The following is a 19,755-nucleotide window of genomic DNA, read 5'->3' on the forward strand; positions in this document are numbered from 1 at the left end:
AACAGGTATTTGCCAAGTCACTTCAGCAAGGTTGAAGTCGCGCTTGATGAAACGCCCCTTACCAATTGAACGAGTGCCGACCTCACGCGAACGGGAGTCAAAGTCCGTTTCGACGAGAGGGCGAAGACAGTGAGCCAGTACTGCCTTCATTCGCCGTCCTCTGCGTTACCCCGCCGCGCGATCCGCCGTGCCTCCAGTTCGTGCCTCGTCTTCTCCAGTTCGGCCTGCAGCAGTTCGACGTCTGGCAGCACGGTCTGGTATTCGGCCGCCATGATCTTGTTCGGCAGACCGTCCAGTGCGTAGCGGGCTAGGGCGGACCCGGCCCGTGCGCAAAGAATCAGGCCGACCGGCGGGTTTTCGTCGGGGAGCGTCCAGTGCTCGCGGGCGTAGTTGCAATACATATGCATCTGGCCCACGTCGGCATGGGTGAGCGCGGTCAGTTTCAGGTCGATGATGACCAGACAGCGCAGGCGACGATGAAAGAACAGCAGGTCAACGCGAAACCAGCTTTCGTCGATGCGCAGCCGTCGCTGGCGGCCGACAAAAGTGAAGTCGCTACCCAGTTCGAGCAGGAAATCTTCAAGGCGGTGTATCAGCGCGTCTTCCAGTTCCGACTCGGAGTACTCGTCCTTGAGGTCGAGGAATTCGAGAACGTAGGGGTCCTTGATGGCGTCGTCTGCCGTGACGAGGTCGCCGGGTTGGGGCTGGCCGCCATTTTCCAGCATGTCCCGCTTGTTCTTCGACAGCAGCGCCCGCGTGTAGAACTGGCTGCCGATCTGGCGATCGAGCTGGCGCACGCTCCATCCGCCGCGCAGTGCTTCGGCTTCGTAGAACGCGCGCTCTTCTGTCGAGCGAGTGCGGCGCACCAGATGCACATAGTGCGACCATGACAGCGGCAGTGCCTGAGCCAGTTGTTCCAGAGTCATATTCCGAGACACCGTCGCGGATTTTCCGGTGGGGTGTCGTTCGGGCGTGTTCCGAGACAGCGTCTCGGAAATTCGCTGGGGCGGATAGGCCAGATAAAACAGACGCATCTGCTCCAGGTTATCCACGCTATAGCCTCGGCCAAAGCGCTGTCCGAGATCGGAAGACAGGCGTTGCAACAACTGCTGACCCCGTGTCGCCCGTTTCTGCCCGCCCTGCTCGAACTCGACGATGCGCCGGCCGATTTCCCAGTACGTGGCCGTCATCAGTGCATTGACGCTGCGCGCCGCGGCACGGCGGGCGGCCTCCAGCAGCGCGACGATGTCGGCGTGTACAGCCGCGTAGTCGAGCTTCGCGGATGAAGTGGGAGGGGTTGGACGCGTCATGCCTGTGCCTTCGCGGCCAGGGCGTCGATCTCGGGCAGACTTTTCTGTTCGGCTTCGTGACAGCGCATCGCGACATTCTAGCCCGACATCATTAACCGGAACGACGGGTTCTGCAGTGCCTGCGCGGCCGCTTCAAGCCGGTTCTCAGTGTTGTCCTGGCGCGGCCGATGTGCGACAGAACGTTCTCCGCCGCATGGGAGATGCGCGGTTCGCGGTCGATCTTCCAGTTACTGCGGCCAGCGGCGGGCAGGCCGGGCACTTCGCGTTCAGTCGGGGCGTCGCGAACTGGCCCATGAAGACGCCCCAGCACTCTTTCGTCGCGCGCCATGTCGGCGCGGATTCGCGTGACGGCCGTGTCTGCGAGGCAACCGTCAGGGTTCGATGGCGATGCCGCGCAGCGGCTCGCCCTTGCCGACCTTGCCCAGACGCGTGGCCGCGCCGGTTTTCAGGTCGATCAGGTAGAACTGAGGCGTGGCGTCCTGCGCCGTGCTGACCGCGGCGTAGGCGTCGTTGCTGACGTCGGCGATGTCGAAGTGGGCGTCGGCCAGCCCCGCGATGCCGAGCGCGCCGACGGTGAACAGCTTGCCGGTGTTCGGTGACACCACCGGCTTCACGCCTTCCACCGAACCCTGGCGCACCAGTGCACCGGTGGCGGCGTCGAGCGCGAAGTTGGTCGTGAGCTTTTCGTCGTCCTGGTTGTACGTGTAGCCGGCGGCGACGATGTTCGGCGCCACGGCGGCGTTGATGTCGCCTTCGGCGTAGGTCAGCGTGCCGTCAGGCTGCAGGCCGGCGGTGTCGGGTGAGGCGTCGACCAGCGCGCCGGTATCGGGATGGGCACGCAGGTTCTGCCGAATGTCCGACACGATGCGGATGCGGTCGGCGGCCGGATTGAAGTCGAACCCGAAGCGCTGACCAGTCAGCGGTGCGGCGAATTTCGCGCTGCCAACCGGCTTGAGCTGACCCTGGGCGACATCGACCGTGAAGATGCGGCCGGTGCTGCCGAGCGCGAACATGGCACCCCGTGCGACCCGGTAGTCGATGCCCAGCAGCTGTTCGCCGCTGTCCAGCCCGGTCAGGGCGACATCGGACAGCAGTTTTCCCGGCTGGCCGGCGTTGAAGCTGATCAGACGGTGCGACTGGGTCACCGCAAATACGGTTTCCTTGCGCGGCGGGCCTTCGATGTCGGGTGTGCCGGCGCAGGCGGCGAGCAGGCAGGCGGTCGACGCAAGCGTCAGCAGGGGAAGGCGGGCGGCAGTCTGCATGGAGATGTCCTTGATTATAAGGAAAGGGACCTGACAGCCCCGCGCCTGCCGGTTGCTCACGTTTGATGGCGCGTCGACAGGGTCCGTGGAGGGTTACGGTCGAATCGCTGCAGCCTTTAGCGCACTCATCAATTGCCCGTCAGAAAATTCAAGAAAGGTGTCGCAATCGCGACGCGCGCTGGCGTCCGGTTTGTCTGTTTCAGACGGTCCGGCGTCACCCACACGGATACCCGATGTGCGGGTGCATCCCTAAAGAGTGACGTCCTGCGGCCGTTAGCGGGAACATCGACAGTTCGTGAGTGGTGGGATCGTGCGCGTTCGTAGGGTGCGGAAGCAGGCTTGCATGGCAGCACGGATGGCGCGCGCGTCAGGGCTTGCCGCAGTGCTGCTGACGGGTTCCGCGCAGGCGGCCACCGTCACCTTCCAGACCATCGAGCCATCGGGGCGCGTGCTCGACAGCGTCGTGCTGACCCTGATGCCGGTGGGCAAGGCTGCGCTGCCGCCCCCTCGCCCGGCCAGCATCCAACAGGTCAGGAAGACCTTCGTGCCCCTGGTCAGCGTGGTACAGACCGGCGCCGCAGTTGACTTTCCGAACAACGATACGGTGCGCCACCATGTGTATTCCTTTTCGGCGTCCAAGGTATTCGAACTGAAGCTGTATGCCGGCACACCGGCCAGGCCGGTGGTGTTCGACAAGCCGGGTGTTGTCGTGCTCGGCTGCAATATTCACGACAAGATGGTCGCTTACATCATGGTGGTCGACACCCCGTGGTTTGCAGTGACGGGGGACGACGGTAGCGCGAAGATCACCGACCTGCCGTCCGGTGACTACATGCTCCAGACCTGGCATCCGCGTCGCCTCGGCATGTCTGACCTGCCGTCCCGTCCGATCAGGGTAAGTGCCGACATGACTGAGTCGGTGACGATCGACCTGAAGCCCTGACGCAATGAGAATGAACAGCCTCAAGTGGCGTATCGCCGCCTGCTGCGCACTGCTCCTGCTGCTGGTGCAGGCCGGCGGCCTGCTGATGTTCGGTCAGTTGGGTCGCGCCAGCGCGCTCAACGATGTGCGTGCCGAACTGCAGACGGCTGATCGGGTCCTGTCCCGCCTGCTCGAACAGCGCGCCAGCCAGCTGACCCAGGCCGCCCGCGTGTTGGCCGCCGATTACGGCTTTCGCGAGGCGCTGACCAGTCGTGACAGCGACACCATCGTGTCGGCACTTGACAACCATGGCGAGCGCATCGAAGCCAGCCTGATGATGCTGCTCGACCTCGACGAAAGCGTCACCGCGGTGTACCCGGACGCGGCGCTGGGTGTCGCGCCGCAGCTGCACGGCCTGATCGAAAGCGCACGCAACGGCGGATCGGGCAGCGGTCTGGTCATCATCGACGGCATGCTGTACCAGGTTGTGGTGGTGCCGGTACTCGCGCCGCTGCCGGTGGCCTATGTCGTGACTGCATTCATTGTCGACCAGCCCTTCGTGCAGGATCTCAAGCGGGTGTCCGGCCTCGACCTGAGCTTCCTCAGCCGGATCGATGGCGAAGAATGGAGGCTGGCGGCCAGTTCGCTCGGCGATACGCTGCAGCCGGGGCTGCTGGCGGCCTTCCGCAGACACCGCGGGGCGCTGCCCGAAATGCTGCCGCTGCAGGGCAAGGACTATGCAAGCCGGCCCAAGATCATCGAGGCGGGTACGCAGCAGCACATCACGGTCGTGCTGCAGCTGTCGCTCGATCGCGCGCTTGAACCGTGGCAGCGTCTGTACGACAACTGGCTGCAGCTGTCGCTCGCGGGCATGCTGGTTGCGCTGTTGGCCAGCGCACTGCTCGGGAGATCAATCGCGTCGCCGGTTGCCCGGCTGGCGCAGTTCGCGCGCCGCGTCGGCAAGGGCGAGTATGGCGTGCCGCCGGTGATGGACCGGCGTGACGAGATCGGCCAGCTGGCCGACGCCTTCTCGCACATGACCGAAGCCATATCGACGCGCGAGGCGCGCATTTCCGAACTGGCCTACCGCGATACGCTGACCGGCCTGCCGAACCGCGCCTACTTCGTCGAGCGGCTGACCGATGGTGTGCGGGATGCGAAGAGGCGCGACGGCGCACTGGCCGTGCTGACGCTCGACATGGATCGTTTCAAGATGGTGAATGACGCGCTCGGCCACGGCCTGGGCGACCTGCTGCTGGTCGAAGTGGGCAAGCGGCTGCGCGACACGCTGCGCGATGTGCGCGATCAGGTGGCGCGCCTCGGCGGCGACGAATTCGCCGTGCTGCTGCCGGGCGCCGATGCGCAGAAGGCCTACGGCGTGGCGATGCGCATTGCCGAAGCCCTTGACCAGCCGATGAGCCTTGAAGGGCAGATGGTCGATGTCAGCGCCAGCATGGGCATTTCGTCGTGTCCGGAACACGGCGACGACGTGCAGGCGCTGCTGCGCCATGCCGACGTAGCCATGTATCAGGCGAAACGCCAGAACAGCGGCGCGGCCATCTATGACCCGCGCCACCATGAACGCAACGTCGAACGGCTGTCGCTGCTGACCGAACTCCGGGCGGCTGTCGAGCACGATGAACTGGTGCTGTATTACCAGCCGAAGGTGGCGCTGGTGCCGGGCCGCCAGCATCACGTCGAAGCGCTGGTACGCTGGATCCATCCGACACGCGGCTTCATTCCGCCGTTCGATTTCATCCCGTTCGCCGAACAGACCGGCTACATCAAGGCGATCACGCTGTGGGTCATGAATGCGGCCATCCGCCAGTGCGGCCTGTGGCTGCGTGCCGGTATCGAAGTGAATGTGTCGCTGAACATTTCGGCGCGCGACCTGCTCAACCCCGACCTGCCGTCCAGTTTCATCGGGATGCTGCAGCGCCACGGCTGCGAATCGCGCCTGATCACGCTGGAAATCACCGAGAGCGCCGTGCTGGACGATCCGCTGCGCGCACTGGCCAATCTGCAGGCGCTGCGCGACACCGGCTGCATGCTGTCGATCGACGATTACGGTACCGGCTATTCCTCGCTGTCCTACCTCAAGCAGATGCCGGTCAGCGAAATGAAGATCGACCGCAGCTTCGTGATGAACCTGGTCGAAAATCCGAACGACGAAATCATCGTACGTTCGACAATCGAACTGGCGCACAACATGGGTTTGAAGGTGACGGCCGAAGGCGTCGAGACCGACGCCGTGCTGGAACGGCTGCGCGAACTCGGCTGCGATCTGGCCCAGGGCTACCTCATCAGCAAGCCGATTCCGGTGGAAGCGCTTGAAAAATGGTTCCGCGACTCGCATTGGGCGCTCGTTTCCGTTGCCGATCCGGGTATTTCGGCAGACAACGACGAGGCTCATGCGGAGCAGAAACATGCGGACGCTTTGTGATCTTCAGTGTGATGCTTTCGATCATGCGTGTCCGGGCCCGATACCTGCTTGCAGTTAAAGTGTCTCGAAACCATCGGAGCACTGAAACATGATCAAGCGCCAAGGTCCGCTGGAAGTCATCACGCGAAGACCGGCTGCGGCGACCCACGCAACACCCCTGCTGTTCGTCCATGGCGCCTACACGGCGGCCTGGTGCTGGGACGAACATTTCCTGCCCTACTTCGCCGACGCCGGCTTCGAAGCTACCGCGTTGTCGCTGTCCGGCCACGGAGGCAGTCCGGGGCGCGAATTTCTCGATCTGCTGAGCCTCGACGATTACGTGCGAGACGTGCTCGAACTCATCGACGGCTCTGAAGTACCCCCCATCCTGATCGGTCATTCGATGGGCGGCATGGTGGTACAGAAGTGTATGGAAGTGAGACAGGTGTCCGGTGCCGTGCTGATGGCGTCGGTGCCGCCGCAGGGCCTGTGGGCATCGGCGGTCGGTCTGGCGCTGCGCAAGCCCGACCTGATGTCGGAATTGAACACCCTGCTGACCGGCGGCGGCACGTCGCCCGAGGCGCTGCGCGAAGCCCTGTTTGCCCAGCCGGTGTCGATGGAGCGCCTGCAGCAGATGGCGCGTCGCGTGCAGCCGGAATCGGCGCGTGTGATCTGGGACATGACACTGTTCGACCTGCCGCAGCCGTCACGCATGCGCCGTGCGCCGCTGCTGGTGCTTGGCGCTGAGTGCGATCCCATCATTCCGCCCTCGTTGACCGAAATGACCGCCCGCGCACTTGATGTCGAGGCGCGCGTCTTCCCCGGCATGGGCCACGGCATGATGCTGGAAGCGGACTGGCGCAAGGTGGCCCAGTGCGTGCTCGACTGGCTGCCGATGGCCTGCCGCAGCGCACGCGGCCAGTCGCAGGGGGCAGGCGTCGTCTGAGCGCCTGCCGGGCGCCGCGTCAGCGCCCGGCCTTGCTTTCCAGATAACCCAGTATGTCCTGCCGCCGCAGCTGAGGTTCCCCTCGCTGCGGCGCTGAGCCCACGATCCGGTTCATCCAGGACATGTTGTCCTCCATGCGCTGCACCACTCGACGCCACTCCCGGGCGGGTCGGCTCGACGGTTCCGGCAGTACGTGACACTGGTCGCAGGCGTCGCGGAAGCTGCGCCCGCTCGTGTCCAGGTCCGGATAGCGCGCCACATCAATCGGCTTCTGTGCATTACGTCTCAGGTAGCCGATGAGCATGTGTACTTCTTCCTCGTCCGGCGCGGCTGCGCCGCCCATCATGTCCTTCATCAGCGCGCCGCGGTTCCCGCTGCCCCGCATGCGCACCACCATCCGGTCGACGATTTTCGGCCACTTGTCGGGGTGGTGCATCGCGGGGCTCGGCAGGTGGTGGCACTGAACGCAGTAGCGCGCCATCAGGGTCGCGGCGGGTGAATCGGGTTCGGGCAAGGCAGCAGCGGTCATGGTCGGCGGCAGGATGCGCGACAGCCAGCCCGCCTGCGGACCGCCCGACCAGCGCGCGAGTGCCGCGTCGATGAGACGCTGGTTTGCACTGCTGGCCGAATCCGCGGAGGCGGCAGGTTGCGTACAGAAAAGTGCGCACAGCGAAGCGAGCAGGATGCAGAAACGGAACATGGCAGCGAGATGCACCGGTGGGGAGGAGGTCAGACCTCTTCAGCGTAGTTCAACGAGACGGCGGACTGAAGCCGCAAACATGTGTGCCAACGGCGATCGGAACCCTCAAGTCGCCGGGGCATGGGCCGATGGCAGTGGAAGGTGTGTTCAGGAAGAGAGACATGGACCTGTTTGATTTCATGACCGGAAAGTCGCTTGGCCGCCATCAGGACTATGGCGACGAAGTGCTCGACTCCGGCTGGCTGCCGCAGCCCGAGGCCGCGCTTGCCAGCCGCCGCCCATCGGTCGCGCGCTCCCATACTGCCGTGTCCGATCCCGACGCGTTCCTGCGCGATATCTATCGTTCGCAGGAATAAATTGTCGTAAAGCCCGCCCGGGCTGCTGCGCAAGGGTGTGCAGCGGCAGCAGCTTCGGTAATATCGCAGACATGCTTTGCGATACCTTTTTTAACGTTCTCCGCCGTCGGCTTCACCCTCCACCTCCGTACGCACGAGGCGTTGCAAATGACTGACGCGCCGCGCAAGGTGGGGCGTTACGCACTGGGACGCGAAATCGGCCGTGGCGAGCGTGGCGCCGTATTCGAGGCGACCGAAGCGGGCAGCGGCCGTCTGGTCGCGCTGAAAATCTTCCGTACCGACCTCGCCGATGACGTGCCGGCTTACATCCGCGCGCTCGGCGACCGGCTGCTGCATGCGTCGCAACTGCATCATCCCTGCGTCGTGCGCATCATCGAACAGGGGGTCAGTGCCGATGACGGCACCCCCTGGGTCGTCATGGACCGCGTGGATGCGCGTTCGCTGCGGCAACTGCTCGATGCGCTGCCGCGCCTGTCCTTTGAATGGGTGTGCAGCATCGGCCTGCAGACCGCCGACGCGCTGGCACACGCCCATGCCAGCGGTGTCACGCATGGCGGCCTCAAGGCGTCCAACCTGCTGGTCGACAGCGCCGGCCATGTGTCGGTGACCGACTTTGCACTGCCCGCCCCGGCTCCGGATGCCTTGCCGGCGATGCCGCAGTATCTTTCGCCCGAGCAGGTTCAGGGACTTGCCCCGGATGCGCGCTCCGACGTGTTTTCGCTCGGCGCGCTGCTGTTTGAAATGCTGGCCGGCCGGCCACCTTTCGGCTCGCCACTCACCGGCACCCTGTCGAGCGTGCTGGAGAACATCGCCCACGTGCCCACGCCCACGCCCAGTGCGATCGACCCGGACGTGCCGCCCGAACTCGATCTGCTGGTGATGAAGGCGCTTGCGAAATCGCCGGTCGACCGTTTCCAGACGGCCGCCGAGCTGGCCGATGCGCTGCGCTGGATCCGGCTCGAACCGGTGGCTGCCACGGTGCTGAAAGTGACCGAACCGCCGCCGCGTGCGATCGAAGTTCCCGAGGTGGCGGACGGTCCGGAAAGCCTGCGTCGCGGTCAGTCGCAGAAACCTGCGCTGCCGGTCGACGACGTGCTGGCGGCACTGGCAGCCGACATCGATGCCTTTTCGGCCCGAGGCACCGCGCCGCCATCGATCGGTGCGGCGTCCAACGGCACCGCGCAGAGCCGCCTCAAGCCACTGCGCGAGGCGTCGGCACCGGAGCCGGCTTTCCCGACGCTGCACGATGAGCCGGAGGCCGCTGCGAGTGCCGCGCGACCCGCGGCGTCGAATGGCGCAGGGGCGGGTGCGCCGGCTTCTGCGGTGTCGTCGCTGCTGGCCGATCTTGCCGGCGAGGCACAGCGTATCCGTGCGCACAATGCGCAGATGCAGCGCGGCGAGCGGGCGGTGCGCACCGAAGCGGAACAGGCGCTCGCCACCCGCCTTGTGCTGGTGCGCGACTATCTGACGCAGTTCGCCGGACAACTCAACGTGATCAAACCGCAGATCGCGCGCGACTATCCGCTGCTCGGTCTGGGCGTGTTGCGCGGCCTGGCCTGGCAGGCGTCCGACGTCAATACCCGCAATCGCGGCCCGGAGGCGCCGGATCAACTGGCCCGGGTGTCGCTGGCCTGGCTGCTGCGCGGCCAGGCCCTGATGCGCTGTGAGCGTGAGCCGCAGGCGGCCGGCGCGCTGCGCGTGGCGTTGCGCGAACACGGCCTGCGCTTTGAGGAACAGGCCTCGCGTGACGAACAGAACCGCCTGCGCGCACAGGTGTTCGATATCGCGCCCGAAGTGCGCGGCCGGGTCGAATTGAACGCCGATTACACCCGGCTGACGCTGCGCCTGACCTTGCAGAATGTCGAACGTTTCGGCATCGTCGATTACCAGCCGCCCCCTGAAGACAACGGGACCGAGTGGCTGGACGAACTGGCGAAACTGATACTCGGTCAGCCGAGTCGCTTCGCCGCGCTTGCCCGGCTGATCGTTCCGACACCGCAGTAGTGGCACGGTTGATGCATCGGATGACGCATCAACCGTGCGCCTGCGGACCCGACTCAACTTCCCGGAGTGCGCGACGTTAGACCTTCAGGTGGGTGCAGCAACATCGGGAGACGAATCATGCAAGGGGCTGAGTTTCAGATTCCATTGGCCGAATGCCGCGAAATCTACAGCGTTGGCGCGGTGGACCGGGCGATGGAATCGGGTGCCACATCGCGCAATGAGTCGCTGGTGGCGTACTACGAAAAGATGAAGCAGCTGGGTGGCGTGCGCTACGTCGTCAAACCTTCGTCGTTCGACGGCCTCGATCCGCTGTACGCCCGCTGTCCGAATTTCGCACCTGTGCTGGACGACCTCAAACGCTATCTCGCACTCGCGGTCGCCGGTAACGAGCCGATGCATTTCACGCCCATCCTGCTGCTCGGCGAACCGGGCATCGGCAAGACGCATTTCGCGAAGCAACTCGCGAATGTGTTGGGTACCGGCTTCGAGTTCGTGTCGATGTCGTCGCTGACCGCCGGCTGGATACTGAGCGGCACCTCGTCGCAGTGGTCGCACGCGCGGCCGGGCAAGGTCGCGCAGGCGCTGGTGTCCGGCGACTACGCCAATCCGCTGCTGGTGCTCGACGAGGTCGACAAGGCCGGCGGCGACCCGCGCTACGATCCGATGGGTGCGCTGTACGGCCTGCTGGAGCAGGATACCGCGCGCCAGTTCAAGGACGAATTCATCGAGGTCGACATGGATGCCAGCCACATCATGTGGGTGTCCACGGCGAATGACGAGCGCTCGATTCCCGAGCCCATCCTGAGCCGCATGAACGTCTACACCGTGCCGCGCCCGGATCACGATCAGGCCTGTGCGATTGCGCGCACGCTGTACGGCGAGATCGTCGCCGCCCATCAATGGGGCTTCGACGAGGATGCGCCGGAGGACGTCATCGACGGTCTGGCCCGTGTGCCGCCGCGCGACATGCGCAAGGTGCTGATGGCCGCCTTCGGCAACGCCAAGCTGGAACGGCGCGACCACCTGCTGCCAGCCGATCTGGACGCAGGCCGCGCGACACGACAGAAGAAGATCGGCTTCTAGGGCTTGTTGACAGTGGACGGCGGGCCGCGCTCGAATCCCGGTGCGCCCTTCTGGTTTGCAGCGCGCACCACGGACCGCGATTCAATGACAACAGGCCCCGGGCGCGCGGGCTCTGGTACGCTCTCGGCGCATGAACCACCCGAGTCCGCCAGAGCCGAACGCCGTCCATCCGATCGCTGTCCCGCTGGCTGAGTCGCCTTCATCTCGAGGCGTGTGGCGGCCGATGGTCGGCCCGGCCGTCAGCCGCGATCTGTGTACCGATTGCGGCATTTCGCGCAGCAGCGACGACAAGCGCTGTGGCCGCGCCTGCCAGTTCATCAAGCCGGACTATCCTGATCTGGAAACCCGCGTGCACGGCCGCGCACGCGACCCGCAGCGACCGGATGAGCTGCATTTCGGGCCGCATCGCCGCATGCTGCGTGCTGCACTCAAGCCGGCCAGAGCCGAGGCGCAATGGACCGGCATCACCACCCGCATCGCCGAACGGCTGCTTGAAACCGGCGCCGTCGACGCTGTGCTGACCATGGCGCCCGACCCGGACGATCGCTGGCGCCCGGTGCCGGTGCTGGTCACCCGGGCCGAAGGCATGGCGCAGTGCCGCGGCATGCGCATGGGTTATGCGCCGCTGCTCGCGCTGCTCGAACCGGCGCGTGCGCAAGGTTACCGGCGGCTCGCGGTGATCGGCATTCCATGCCAGGTCTATGCGCTGCGCGCACTCGAAGCCGAACTGGGCTTCGAAAAGCTTTACGTGATCGGCACGCCGTGCTCGGACAACACCACGACCGAGCGCTTCCACGAATTCCTCGAACTGCTGGCGCGCGAAACCGATGTTGCGGCCGACGACATCACCTATCTGGAGTTCCGCGCCGACTATCACGTCGAACTGCGCTATCGCGATGGCACCCGGCGCGCCATTCCTTTCCTGATGCTGCCGCTGTCGCAGCTGCCGAACGATTTCTTTCCACTGACCTGTCGCACCTGCGTCGATTACACGAATGTGCTGGCCGACATCACGGTCGGTTACATGGGTGGTGAGGGCGAGCAGTGGTTGCTGGTGCGCAACGAGCGCGGCGAAGAACTGCTTGCGCTGCTGGGCGACGAGGTGGTGACGTGCGCACCGGGCAGTGCCGGCAAGCGGCAGGGGCCGGTGAAGGGTTTTCTCGCCAATGTGGAACGCGCCGCTGGCGGTCTGCCGCTGCGCCGCATGCCGCACTGGCTGCGCCCGGTCGTCGGCTGGCTGATGCCGCGTGTCGGGCCCAGGGGACTGGAATTCGCGCGTGCCCGGGTTGAAATGAAGGCGGTCGAAACCGTCATCCATCTGCGGCGCGAAATGCCTCAGCGGCTCAAGAGCATGGTGCCGGCGCACATCTGGAAGCTGGTGGAACCGTATGCGCTCAAGCCGGTGCCGACCGAATTGCCGGCCGGCCAGGACACCCGTGCGTCGCGCGAGGATGATGCCGGCTGATCAGTGCAACTTCATCGGATCGACCAGGAAGGTGTGGCTGCCGCGCGTCAGGTCGAGCTCACCCCGCGTCAGGCAGCCGGTTTCCAGATCGATGTCATTGGCAACCCACGTTTCGCGCTCCTTCGACACCAGATAGATCAGCACGACGTCGCGCGTGACCGGCGGCTGATCGGGTTCATCGTCGTCGAATTCGGCCAGCCGCATCAGGCAACTCAGGCCGATCACATCGATGTCGGGTTGAGCGACCGTTTCCTGCACGAAGCGGGTCACGGCGAACTCGTCCAGCAAATCCATGTGGGCGAGCGCCGCGTTGCGGATGTGGCCGTGTTCGATGTGCACCATCAAGGCGGTGGGGCGGGGCGGGTCGCCGCGCGCAAGCAATGCGTCGGCGTGATCCTGGCAGGCGCGCAACACGGCGCTAAAACACGCTTCCTCCATTGGCAGCATGATTGTCTCCTCCACAGAAGTGGGTTGCGTCCATGTGCGCGCCTGTTGAAGAGACTAGACCTGTGTGGAGGGAATGTCTTGACGCACCGCCATGGCGGCAGTGCACCAAATAACCGGGCTTTCAGTCGGTTTTCGACAGCGGATCGCCGACGGTCGGGCGTTGCGAGAAGTCGTGCAGTGCACTGTCGGCAGCAATCGGCGCAATCAGACATTCATCGATACGCGCTCCTGCCGGCCCGCGTTCGGCCCAGGCAACCAATGCATCAAGGGCCGCCGGCACACCGCAGGCGAAGGCCTCGACCGACCCGTCGCGCCGGTTGCGCACCCAGCCGGTGACGCCGAGCCGGCGCGCCTCGTTGATCATGGCGTAGCGGAAACCCACGCCCTGCACCCGCCCGCGGATGGCGAAGTGCAGCGCCTCGATCTCGCTGTCGTTCACGCCTATTTGACGCGCATGCCCGGCGCGGCACCGCTATCCGGCGACAGGATGAACAGGCCCGGTACTTCGCCGGTGTCGTCGGACGCGGCCAGCACCATGCCTTCGCTCATGCCGAACTTCATCTTGCGCGGCGCGAGATTGGCCACCATGACGGTCAGCCGGCCGACCAGCTGCGTCGGGTCATAGGCCGACTTGATGCCGGCGAACACCTGACGCAGCGCGGCTTCGCCGATGTCCAGTTGCAGGCGCAGCAGCTTGTCCGCGCCCTCGACATGTTCGGCCGCGACGATCATTGCGATGCGCAGTTCGACCTTCGAGAAGTCGTCGATGGAGATGAAGCTCCCCTCTCCCGCATCAGCGGGAGAGGGGCCGGGGGTGAGGGCAGATGCGTTCGTGACCGCGCGCCAGATCGATTCGAGCACGGCTTCGGTTTGTTCCAGCACCTCGTTGTTCCAGTAACGCAGTACCCGGATGCCGTGCTCCGCCAGCGAGCGATCGCGCTCGCGGTCCTTCAGCGCTGCCTCGACATGCTGACCGCCGTCGAGTTCGATGGCGATCTTCTGTTCTGCGGCGTAGAAATCAAGAATGGCCTTCGCGCCGCCCCCAAGATCGAACGGGTGCTGGCGACGGAACTTCGCGTTGCAGATCTGGCGATCGCGCAGCAAGGACCAGATCAGTGCTTCGGCATCGGTCTGACCGGCGCGCAGCTTGCGGGCCAGTTCGACCAGCGATGCGGGGGCGGAGGCCGGCTTGCCCTCACCCGTCCGCGCTGGCGCGCGGCCACCCTCTCCCGCTGATGCGGGCGAGGGATTGGAACCGTCGCGGGTTTTGGCGGGCTCGCCTTGCGACGGCTTTGCGGCGCTGTTGCTTTTCGCTCCCTCTCCCGCATCAGCGGGAGAGGGCTGGGGTGAGGGCAGCAGACTGTCCTTGTTGGCGTCGACCAGCGCAGCGACCTGTTTGGCGTCGATGCGGGTCATAAGGTGCTGATAGGGAGAAATTCTATTGGGAATTACACCTGCGTCCTCCCAGCAGAAATCGCGGCTCATGCCGAAGAAATCACGAGCGACGCGGCGAGTGAGTGCAGGCAGGATCGGGGTTAGCAAGACTGAAAGTAGATGGAATCCGTATAGGCAAAGCGAGCAAACTCGCTGAAGGTCGTCACGACGAGCGTTGTCCTTGGCCAACTTCCAAGGCTCTTGATTGCTGAAGAAGACGTTTGTGCTGTCAGCAATCGCCATGATGTCTCGCATGGCTTGGCTGAAATTCCGGCTTTCGTATGCTTCGCCAATCGTATGAGCACTACCAATCCAACCCGATACATCGCCGCGTAGTTGATCCTCTGTGCGTCCGGGCGTTGCGAGCTGTCCATCAAACTGCTCAGAGATAAACTTCGCAGCGCGGCTCGCGATGTTGATGTACTTCCCCACCAGATCCGAATTTACCCGCGCGACGAAGTCGTCGAGGTTGAGGTCGATGTCTTCCATCGAGCCATTCAGTTTGGCGGCATAGTAATAGCGCAGCCATTCCGGGTTCAGGCCGAGGTCGAGATAGCTCTGCGCGGTGATGAAGGTGCCGCGGCTCTTGCTCATCTTTTCGCCATTGACCGTCAGGAAGCCGTGCGCGTTGATCTGCGTCGGCGTGCGGTAGCCCGAGTGTTCGAGCATGGCGGGCCAGAACAGGGCGTGGAAGTACAGGATGTCCTTGCCGATGAAATGGACCATTTCGGTGCCGGCCGCCTTCGCACCCGCGGCATCGAGGAAGTCGGCCTCGTTGATGTCCTTACCCAGCGCCTGCTGCTTCGCCACGTAGTTGCGGAAGCTGCCGAAATAGCCGACCGGTGCGTCCAGCCAGACGTAGAAGAACTTGTTGTCGGTGCCCGGGATGCGGAAGCCGAAGTAGGGCGCATCGCGCGAAATGTCCCAGTCGGACAGGCGGTTGTCGCCCGGCTCGCCCAGCCATTCCTTCATCTTGTTCGCGGCTTCCTGCTGCAGCCGGTTCGAGCCCTGCGTGAAATCGCGCAGGAACTGTTCGCACTGCGGCGCCGACAGGCGGAAGAAGTGATGCTCGCTGCTGCGCCGCTCGGGCGCGGCGCCGGACACCACCGAATACGCGTTCTTCAGATCGGTCGGCGCATAGGTAGCGCCACACACTTCGCACGAGTCGCCGTACTGATCCTTCGCGCCGCATTTCGGGCACTCGCCCTTGATGAAGCGGTCAGGCAGGAACATTTCCTTCACCGGGTCGTAGAACTGCTCGACCGAGCGCTGCGCGATCAGGTCGCCGGCCTTCAGCTTGCCGTAGATGTCTTCGCAGAAGGCGCGGTTCTCGTCGGAATCGGTCTGGTGGTAGTTGTCGAAACTGACCAGGAAACCGCCCAGCTCGCCTGCGCCCTGCTTCCACGCGGCCTGCACGTCGAGGCCGCCGAAGAAGTCGCGGGCGTGTTCGTGCAGCACGCGCTCGACGAGCTGGCGCGGCGTGATGCCCTCCTTTTCGGCGCGCAGCATGATGGGCGTGCCGTGCTGGTCGTCGGCGCCGACGTAATGGACCTCGTGGCCGCGCATGCGCTGGAAGCGCACCCAGATGTCGGTCTGGATGTATTCGACCAGATGACCGAGGTGGATGGCGCCATTGGCGTAGGGCAGGGCGCTGGTGACGAGAAGGCGGCGGGTCATGGCGGGCGGCGAAGTGGTGGCCAGAGCAGGAAAGCCCGCAATTCTACTGCCCGAGCACGGGCTTCCGGGATACGGACCGCGATGATCGGTTAAACTGGAGTAAATCAATCAGGTATTGCCTGCAGCGGCGCCGCATGACGCGGCCCGGCAGGCACGCCGCCGTCCGGAGTTCATATGTCCATCAGCGAAGCCCAGGTCCAGAGTGCGCTCAAGGAACTGATCGATCCCAATACCGGCAAGGATTTGATTGCCACGCGCAGCGCGCGGAACATCCGCGTCGATGGCGCGGACGTTTCGGTCGACATCGAACTGGGTTATCCGGCGAAGAGCCAGATGGATCACCTGCGCCGGATGGCCATCGCCGTGCTGCGCGCCATTCCGGGCGTCGGCAACGTCAGTGTCAGCATGACGCAGAAGATCGTGTCGCACACGGTGCAGCGCGGCGTGAAGCTGCTGCCCGGCGTGAAGAACATCATCGCCGTGGCGTCCGGCAAGGGCGGTGTCGGCAAGAGCACCACCGCGGTGAACCTTGCGCTGGCGCTGGCCGCCGAGGGCGCCACGGTCGGCCTGCTCGACGCCGACATCTACGGTCCGTCTCAGCCGCAGATGCTGGGCATCACCGGCCGTCCGGAGTCCCCGGATGGCAAGTCGCTGTCTCCGATGATGGCCTACGGCATCCAGGCGATGTCGATCGGCTTCCTGATCGACGTCGAAACGCCGATGGTGTGGCGCGGCCCGATGGTGACCTCGGCGCTGGAACAGTTGCTGACCGAAACGCGCTGGGAAGACGTCGACTACCTGGTGATCGACATGCCGCCGGGTACCGGCGACATTCAGCTCACGCTGGCGCAGAAGGTGCCGGTGACCGGAGCGGTCATCATCACGACGCCGCAGGACATCGCGTTGCTGGATGCACGCAAGGGATTGAAGATGTTCGAGAAGGTGGGCATCCCCATCCTCGGCATCGTGGAAAACATGAGCATCCACACCTGTTCGAAGTGCGGCCACGAAGAGCATATTTTCGGCGAAGGCGGCGGCGCGCGCATGGCGGCCGACTACGGACTCGAGGTACTGGGCTCGCTGCCGCTGGCGATGCAGATCCGCGAACAGGCCGATTCCGGCAAGCCGACCGTGGTGTCCGACCCGGACGGCCGCGTCGCGGAGATCTATCGCGACATCGCGCGCAAGGTGGCGGTGAAGATCGCCGACAAGGGCAAGGACATGAGCGCCAAATTCCCCAGCATCGTGGTGCAGAACACCTGATCGCCAGACGAACCCGGAGGCAAGCCGTCATGAAGCCGAACGCATTGCTGCTCGCTGCATCCTGTTGTGTCCTTTCGACCGTCGTTCAGGCCGCCGATCCGGCAAAGGGCGGCGAACTGGTGGTCGAGGCGCAGTGCGAGAATTGCCATGCGGACAAGCTGGGCGGCGACGGCTCGCAGATCTATCTGCGCAAGGACCGGCGGGTGAATTCGCTGGCCCAGCTTGCGACCCAGGTCAGCGTGTGCAATTCGCAGCTCAATACCGGCTGGTTCCCGGAGGACGAGGCGCACGTTGCGGCCTATCTGAACCAGCGTTACTACAAGTTCAGATAAAGGCACCTTCAGCAGGTTCGCCAGGCGGGCGCGTTCGCCTGGCACCTCCGCCTGGCGCCTCAACTCGCCGACCGGCGGCAGAAACAATAGACGAACTGCTGCACCACGCCGGCTGGCGTGTGATGGGCTTCGCGGCTGTGCTCCAGCAGTTCGAACCGTGCCCCGAATTGCGCGTGCAGTGCGTTTGCGCCGTAACGCATCACCGGCAGACCGCTGCAGCGCTCCGGGCCGTCCTCCGCGAACGCCGCTACGATGACGTGGCCGCCCGGCTTTACCGCCCGCAGCACCGTCGCCACATAGGCATCCCGCTGGGCCGGGTCAGTCAGGAAGTGGAATACCGCGCGGTCGTGCCACAGGTCGAAGCGCCGCGGTGGCAGTTCGACTGTGGTGATGTCGGCCTCGATCCACGTCACCCCGGCCGCTGCGTCGCCCAGCCGAGCCTGCGCCGCGTGCAATGCAGCAGCCGACAGGTCGAGCACGCTGAGGTCGGCATGGCCGCGTGCCAGCAAATCGTCGACCAGCGTCGAGGCGCCGCCGCCGACATCGATGATGGCGGCCTCGCGACCCGGTCCGGCACGTTCGATCAGGTCGAGCGAATGCTGCGCGTGCGGCTGGAACCAGCTCACGCTGTTCGGAGCCTTGCGGGTATAGACGTCTTCCCAGTGGTGCTTCGCGCCGTCGTTCATCGCGCGGCCGCCTTGACGCCGGCCGCGATGGCGTCATCGAGGTAGCCGCCGTAGAAGTCGGCCTTGCCGGCACCGACCAGTGGTGAGGCGACCTGCCGGCCGTGGGCATCGAGAAACAGCACGGTCGGCGCGAACTGCACCTTCATGCGTTTTGCGAATGCGGCCTGGGTCGTCTGGCTGCCGTCGAAATCGGTCAGTTTGCGTGCGCTGTCCAGGTCGACCTCGCGGATCACCAGCCGGCCGCGCTGGGCGGCATCGCGTGCCAGCGGCGCCAGATAGTGGCTGCGGACCTCTTCGCAGTAGTGGCAGCCGGGCAGCGAAAACAGCACGACGACCACGACGCCCGGGTTGGCGGCGTCACGCACATCCTTCACCGCATTCGTCAGCGTCGGCAGGGTCGGCCCTGCGGTACGCGCCGGTGCGGCGAACAGCACCGGACTGAGCAACAGTGCCCACAGGGCGACGAGCGTGCGGGCGGTCATTTGTCGAGCGCCTCCTGCTCCATGCGCAGGTAGGTGCCGTAGGCGTTGACGCGATTGGCGGCGTCGAAGGCCGGCATCTTTTCCCAGCGGCGCCAGTCGGTGCGTGCATAGGCCTCGTCGAAGGGCATGAAGTCGCTGACCGCCCGACCCATTTCAGTACGCAGATAGGTCAGGTAGTCGCGCGTCAGGCCGAGGTCGCGCGCCGGGTCGGTCGAGGCAGGACCGTGGCCGGTAACCAGCGTGCCGGGCTTGAGCGCAAGCAGCCGGTCCATCGTGGTCAGCCAGCGCTTGCTGTCGGCGTCACCGACGAAGGGGATGCGGCCGATGAACAGGATGTCGCCGGAGTAGATCACCCCGTCCTCGCGCACCACGATCACCATGTCGTCCGGTGCGTGCGCCGGGCCCATGTGGATCATTTCGAAACTGATGTCGCCCATGCGGAAGCTGGTGTCGCCCTCCAGCCAGAGGTCGGCGGCGATCAGTCGGGTCTTGCCGTCGACCCACGGATCGAGATCGCGCCGCCGCTGTTCCAGCCGCGCACGGCCTTCCTCGCCTTCGATGTATTCGCGTCCGCTGCGGTGCGCCCACACTTCGGCACCCACGGCCTTGAACGCCTGCAGCCCGTAGAAGTGGTCGGCGTGGTAATGGGTGATCAGCACGCGGCGGATCGGCTGGTCGGTCACGCGGCGGATGGCGGCGATCAGCGCCTCACCCAGTGTGGGGGTGCCGAGCGCGTCGATCACGACCACGCCGTCGCCGGTGACGACGAAGCCGGCGTTGGAGTTGTAGCCCGCATTGGCCAGACTGGCCGGGCCGGCCTCACCCTGCACATACCAGCTGTGGGCGCCGACCTGTACCGGCTTGAGCGCCGGATGAACAAGAGGTGCGCCGCCCGCCATCGCCCATTGCGTAAGGAGGAGAGCGCATGTCGCGAAAATTGTCCGCATCGACGGACGACGCAAAA

At 65.0% G+C, this 19,755-nt stretch carries 18 protein-coding genes; 9 read left to right on the plus strand and 9 right to left on the minus strand.

The features are described 5' to 3' along the window. Nucleotides 1-146 precede the first annotated feature (146 nt). Nucleotides 147-1,310: a YhcG family protein gene (locus NMQ14_RS05805; protein ID WP_257094298.1), complete on the minus strand. Its 1,164-nt coding sequence runs from the start codon at nucleotides 1,308-1,310 to the stop codon at nucleotides 147-149. A gap of 371 nt (nucleotides 1,311-1,681) precedes the next feature. Next, nucleotides 1,682-2,572, minus strand: a complete 891-nt coding sequence (locus NMQ14_RS05810; protein WP_257094301.1) for a DUF4394 domain-containing protein — start codon at nucleotides 2,570-2,572, stop codon at nucleotides 1,682-1,684. A 343-nt stretch (nucleotides 2,573-2,915) separates the two neighbouring features. On the opposite strand from NMQ14_RS05810, the gene NMQ14_RS05815 reads away from it, so the two are divergent. The 3 genes from NMQ14_RS05815 to NMQ14_RS05825 all read left to right on the plus strand — a co-directional run bounded on the left by NMQ14_RS05815 (nucleotide 2,916) and on the right by NMQ14_RS05825 (nucleotide 6,862). Then, a complete protein-coding gene (locus tag NMQ14_RS05815; protein ID WP_257094303.1) occupies nucleotides 2,916-3,515 on the plus strand; it encodes a methylamine utilization protein in 600 nt (199 codons plus the stop codon). 10 nt (nucleotides 3,516-3,525) lie between these two features. Then, nucleotides 3,526-5,937 (plus strand): bifunctional diguanylate cyclase/phosphodiesterase, encoded by a 2,412-nt coding sequence (locus NMQ14_RS05820; protein WP_257094305.1) that lies wholly within the window; start codon nucleotides 3,526-3,528, stop codon nucleotides 5,935-5,937. 88 nt (nucleotides 5,938-6,025) lie between these two features. Continuing rightward, nucleotides 6,026-6,862 (plus strand): alpha/beta hydrolase, encoded by an 837-nt coding sequence (locus NMQ14_RS05825; RefSeq protein WP_257094307.1) that lies wholly within the window; start codon nucleotides 6,026-6,028, stop codon nucleotides 6,860-6,862. Between the two features lie 19 nt (nucleotides 6,863-6,881). Here the strand turns inward: NMQ14_RS05825 and NMQ14_RS05830 are convergent, their stop codons facing one another. Beyond that, nucleotides 6,882-7,391 carry a hypothetical protein gene (locus NMQ14_RS05830; RefSeq protein WP_257094309.1) on the minus strand — a complete coding sequence of 170 codons (510 nt, stop codon included), beginning with the start codon at nucleotides 7,389-7,391 and terminating at the stop codon, nucleotides 6,882-6,884. Between the two features lie 332 nt (nucleotides 7,392-7,723). Between NMQ14_RS05830 and NMQ14_RS05835 the strand changes: the two genes are divergently transcribed. From NMQ14_RS05835 to NMQ14_RS05850, 4 genes are all read left to right on the plus strand, one after another. After that, the gene (locus tag NMQ14_RS05835; protein ID WP_257081837.1) at nucleotides 7,724-7,918 is read left to right on the plus strand and encodes a hypothetical protein; all 195 of its coding nucleotides are present in this window, start codon (nucleotides 7,724-7,726) and stop codon (nucleotides 7,916-7,918) included. A gap of 147 nt (nucleotides 7,919-8,065) precedes the next feature. Next, nucleotides 8,066-9,922, plus strand: coding sequence for a serine/threonine-protein kinase (locus NMQ14_RS05840; protein WP_257094310.1), 1,857 nt, complete (start codon nucleotides 8,066-8,068; stop codon nucleotides 9,920-9,922). Between the two features lie 117 nt (nucleotides 9,923-10,039). After that, a complete protein-coding gene (locus NMQ14_RS05845) occupies nucleotides 10,040-11,005 on the plus strand; it encodes an AAA family ATPase (protein ID WP_069038590.1) in 966 nt (321 codons plus the stop codon). Nucleotides 11,006-11,228: 223 nt separating this feature from the next. Next, a complete protein-coding gene (locus NMQ14_RS05850; RefSeq protein ID WP_257094311.1) occupies nucleotides 11,229-12,470 on the plus strand; it encodes a Coenzyme F420 hydrogenase/dehydrogenase, beta subunit C-terminal domain in 1,242 nt (413 codons plus the stop codon). Here NMQ14_RS05850 and NMQ14_RS05855 read toward each other — a convergent pair whose 3' ends face one another. The 3 genes from NMQ14_RS05855 to metG form a co-directional block, all read right to left on the minus strand. Beyond that, nucleotides 12,471-12,917, minus strand: a complete 447-nt coding sequence (locus NMQ14_RS05855; protein ID WP_257094312.1) for a hypothetical protein — start codon at nucleotides 12,915-12,917, stop codon at nucleotides 12,471-12,473. Between the two features lie 121 nt (nucleotides 12,918-13,038). Then, the gene (locus tag NMQ14_RS05860; protein ID WP_257094313.1) at nucleotides 13,039-13,356 is read right to left on the minus strand and encodes an acylphosphatase; all 318 of its coding nucleotides are present in this window, start codon (nucleotides 13,354-13,356) and stop codon (nucleotides 13,039-13,041) included. Between the two features lie 2 nt (nucleotides 13,357-13,358). Then, the gene (gene metG / locus NMQ14_RS05865) at nucleotides 13,359-16,028 is read right to left on the minus strand and encodes a methionine--tRNA ligase (RefSeq protein WP_257094314.1); all 2,670 of its coding nucleotides are present in this window, start codon (nucleotides 16,026-16,028) and stop codon (nucleotides 13,359-13,361) included. A 174-nt stretch (nucleotides 16,029-16,202) separates the two neighbouring features. Here metG and apbC point away from each other — a divergent pair, with 174 nt between their 5' ends. Together apbC and NMQ14_RS05875 are read left to right on the plus strand one after the other, a co-directional pair. After that, a complete protein-coding gene (gene apbC, locus NMQ14_RS05870; protein WP_257094316.1) occupies nucleotides 16,203-17,291 on the plus strand; it encodes an iron-sulfur cluster carrier protein ApbC in 1,089 nt (362 codons plus the stop codon). A gap of 29 nt (nucleotides 17,292-17,320) precedes the next feature. Continuing rightward, nucleotides 17,321-17,623, plus strand: coding sequence for a hypothetical protein (locus NMQ14_RS05875; protein ID WP_257094318.1), 303 nt, complete (start codon nucleotides 17,321-17,323; stop codon nucleotides 17,621-17,623). Nucleotides 17,624-17,682: 59 nt separating this feature from the next. Here NMQ14_RS05875 and NMQ14_RS05880 read toward each other — a convergent pair whose 3' ends face one another. Genes NMQ14_RS05880 through NMQ14_RS05890 form a run of 3 tightly spaced genes read right to left on the minus strand, consistent with a single transcriptional unit; the run spans nucleotide 17,683 to nucleotide 19,690 of the window. Then, nucleotides 17,683-18,309: a class I SAM-dependent methyltransferase gene (locus NMQ14_RS05880; protein WP_257094320.1), complete on the minus strand. Its 627-nt coding sequence runs from the start codon at nucleotides 18,307-18,309 to the stop codon at nucleotides 17,683-17,685. Further along, complete coding sequence (locus NMQ14_RS05885) at nucleotides 18,306-18,791, minus strand: thioredoxin fold domain-containing protein (protein WP_257094321.1); 486 nt, start codon at nucleotides 18,789-18,791, stop codon at nucleotides 18,306-18,308. The genes NMQ14_RS05880 and NMQ14_RS05885 overlap by 4 nt, the downstream gene beginning before the upstream one ends. Further along, nucleotides 18,788-19,690 carry an MBL fold metallo-hydrolase gene (locus NMQ14_RS05890; protein WP_257094322.1) on the minus strand — a complete coding sequence of 301 codons (903 nt, stop codon included), beginning with the start codon at nucleotides 19,688-19,690 and terminating at the stop codon, nucleotides 18,788-18,790. Before NMQ14_RS05890 ends, NMQ14_RS05885 begins: the two co-directional genes overlap by 4 nt. Nucleotides 19,691-19,755 lie beyond the last annotated feature (65 nt).

Source organism: Methyloversatilis sp. XJ19-13, assembly GCF_024580155.1.
Lineage (GTDB): Bacteria > Pseudomonadota > Gammaproteobacteria > Burkholderiales > Rhodocyclaceae > Methyloversatilis.

What these genes read in the sequence shown, in the direction of transcription:
- NMQ14_RS05890 (WP_257094322.1), bottom strand. Translation starts at nt 19,690, where the DNA reads ATGGCGGGCGGCGCACCTCTTGTTCATCCGGCGCTCAAGCCGGTACAG.
- NMQ14_RS05850 (WP_257094311.1), top strand. Translation starts at nt 11,229, where the DNA reads ATGGTCGGCCCGGCCGTCAGCCGCGATCTGTGTACCGATTGCGGCATT.
- NMQ14_RS05810 (WP_257094301.1), bottom strand. Translation starts at nt 2,572, where the DNA reads ATGCAGACTGCCGCCCGCCTTCCCCTGCTGACGCTTGCGTCGACCGCC.
- NMQ14_RS05855 (WP_257094312.1), bottom strand. Translation starts at nt 12,917, where the DNA reads ATGCTGCCAATGGAGGAAGCGTGTTTTAGCGCCGTGTTGCGCGCCTGC.
- apbC (WP_257094316.1), top strand. Translation starts at nt 16,203, where the DNA reads ATGTCCATCAGCGAAGCCCAGGTCCAGAGTGCGCTCAAGGAACTGATC.
- NMQ14_RS05820 (WP_257094305.1), top strand. Translation starts at nt 3,526, where the DNA reads ATGAACAGCCTCAAGTGGCGTATCGCCGCCTGCTGCGCACTGCTCCTG.
- NMQ14_RS05825 (WP_257094307.1), top strand. Translation starts at nt 6,026, where the DNA reads ATGATCAAGCGCCAAGGTCCGCTGGAAGTCATCACGCGAAGACCGGCT.
- NMQ14_RS05885 (WP_257094321.1), bottom strand. Translation starts at nt 18,791, where the DNA reads ATGACCGCCCGCACGCTCGTCGCCCTGTGGGCACTGTTGCTCAGTCCG.
- NMQ14_RS05815 (WP_257094303.1), top strand. Translation starts at nt 2,916, where the DNA reads ATGGCAGCACGGATGGCGCGCGCGTCAGGGCTTGCCGCAGTGCTGCTG.
- NMQ14_RS05805 (WP_257094298.1), bottom strand. Translation starts at nt 1,310, where the DNA reads ATGACGCGTCCAACCCCTCCCACTTCATCCGCGAAGCTCGACTACGCG.
- NMQ14_RS05875 (WP_257094318.1), top strand. Translation starts at nt 17,321, where the DNA reads ATGAAGCCGAACGCATTGCTGCTCGCTGCATCCTGTTGTGTCCTTTCG.
- metG (WP_257094314.1), bottom strand. Translation starts at nt 16,028, where the DNA reads ATGACCCGCCGCCTTCTCGTCACCAGCGCCCTGCCCTACGCCAATGGC.
- NMQ14_RS05840 (WP_257094310.1), top strand. Translation starts at nt 8,066, where the DNA reads ATGACTGACGCGCCGCGCAAGGTGGGGCGTTACGCACTGGGACGCGAA.
- NMQ14_RS05835 (WP_257081837.1), top strand. Translation starts at nt 7,724, where the DNA reads ATGGACCTGTTTGATTTCATGACCGGAAAGTCGCTTGGCCGCCATCAG.
- NMQ14_RS05845 (WP_069038590.1), top strand. Translation starts at nt 10,040, where the DNA reads ATGCAAGGGGCTGAGTTTCAGATTCCATTGGCCGAATGCCGCGAAATC.
- NMQ14_RS05880 (WP_257094320.1), bottom strand. Translation starts at nt 18,309, where the DNA reads ATGAACGACGGCGCGAAGCACCACTGGGAAGACGTCTATACCCGCAAG.
- NMQ14_RS05830 (WP_257094309.1), bottom strand. Translation starts at nt 7,391, where the DNA reads ATGACCGCTGCTGCCTTGCCCGAACCCGATTCACCCGCCGCGACCCTG.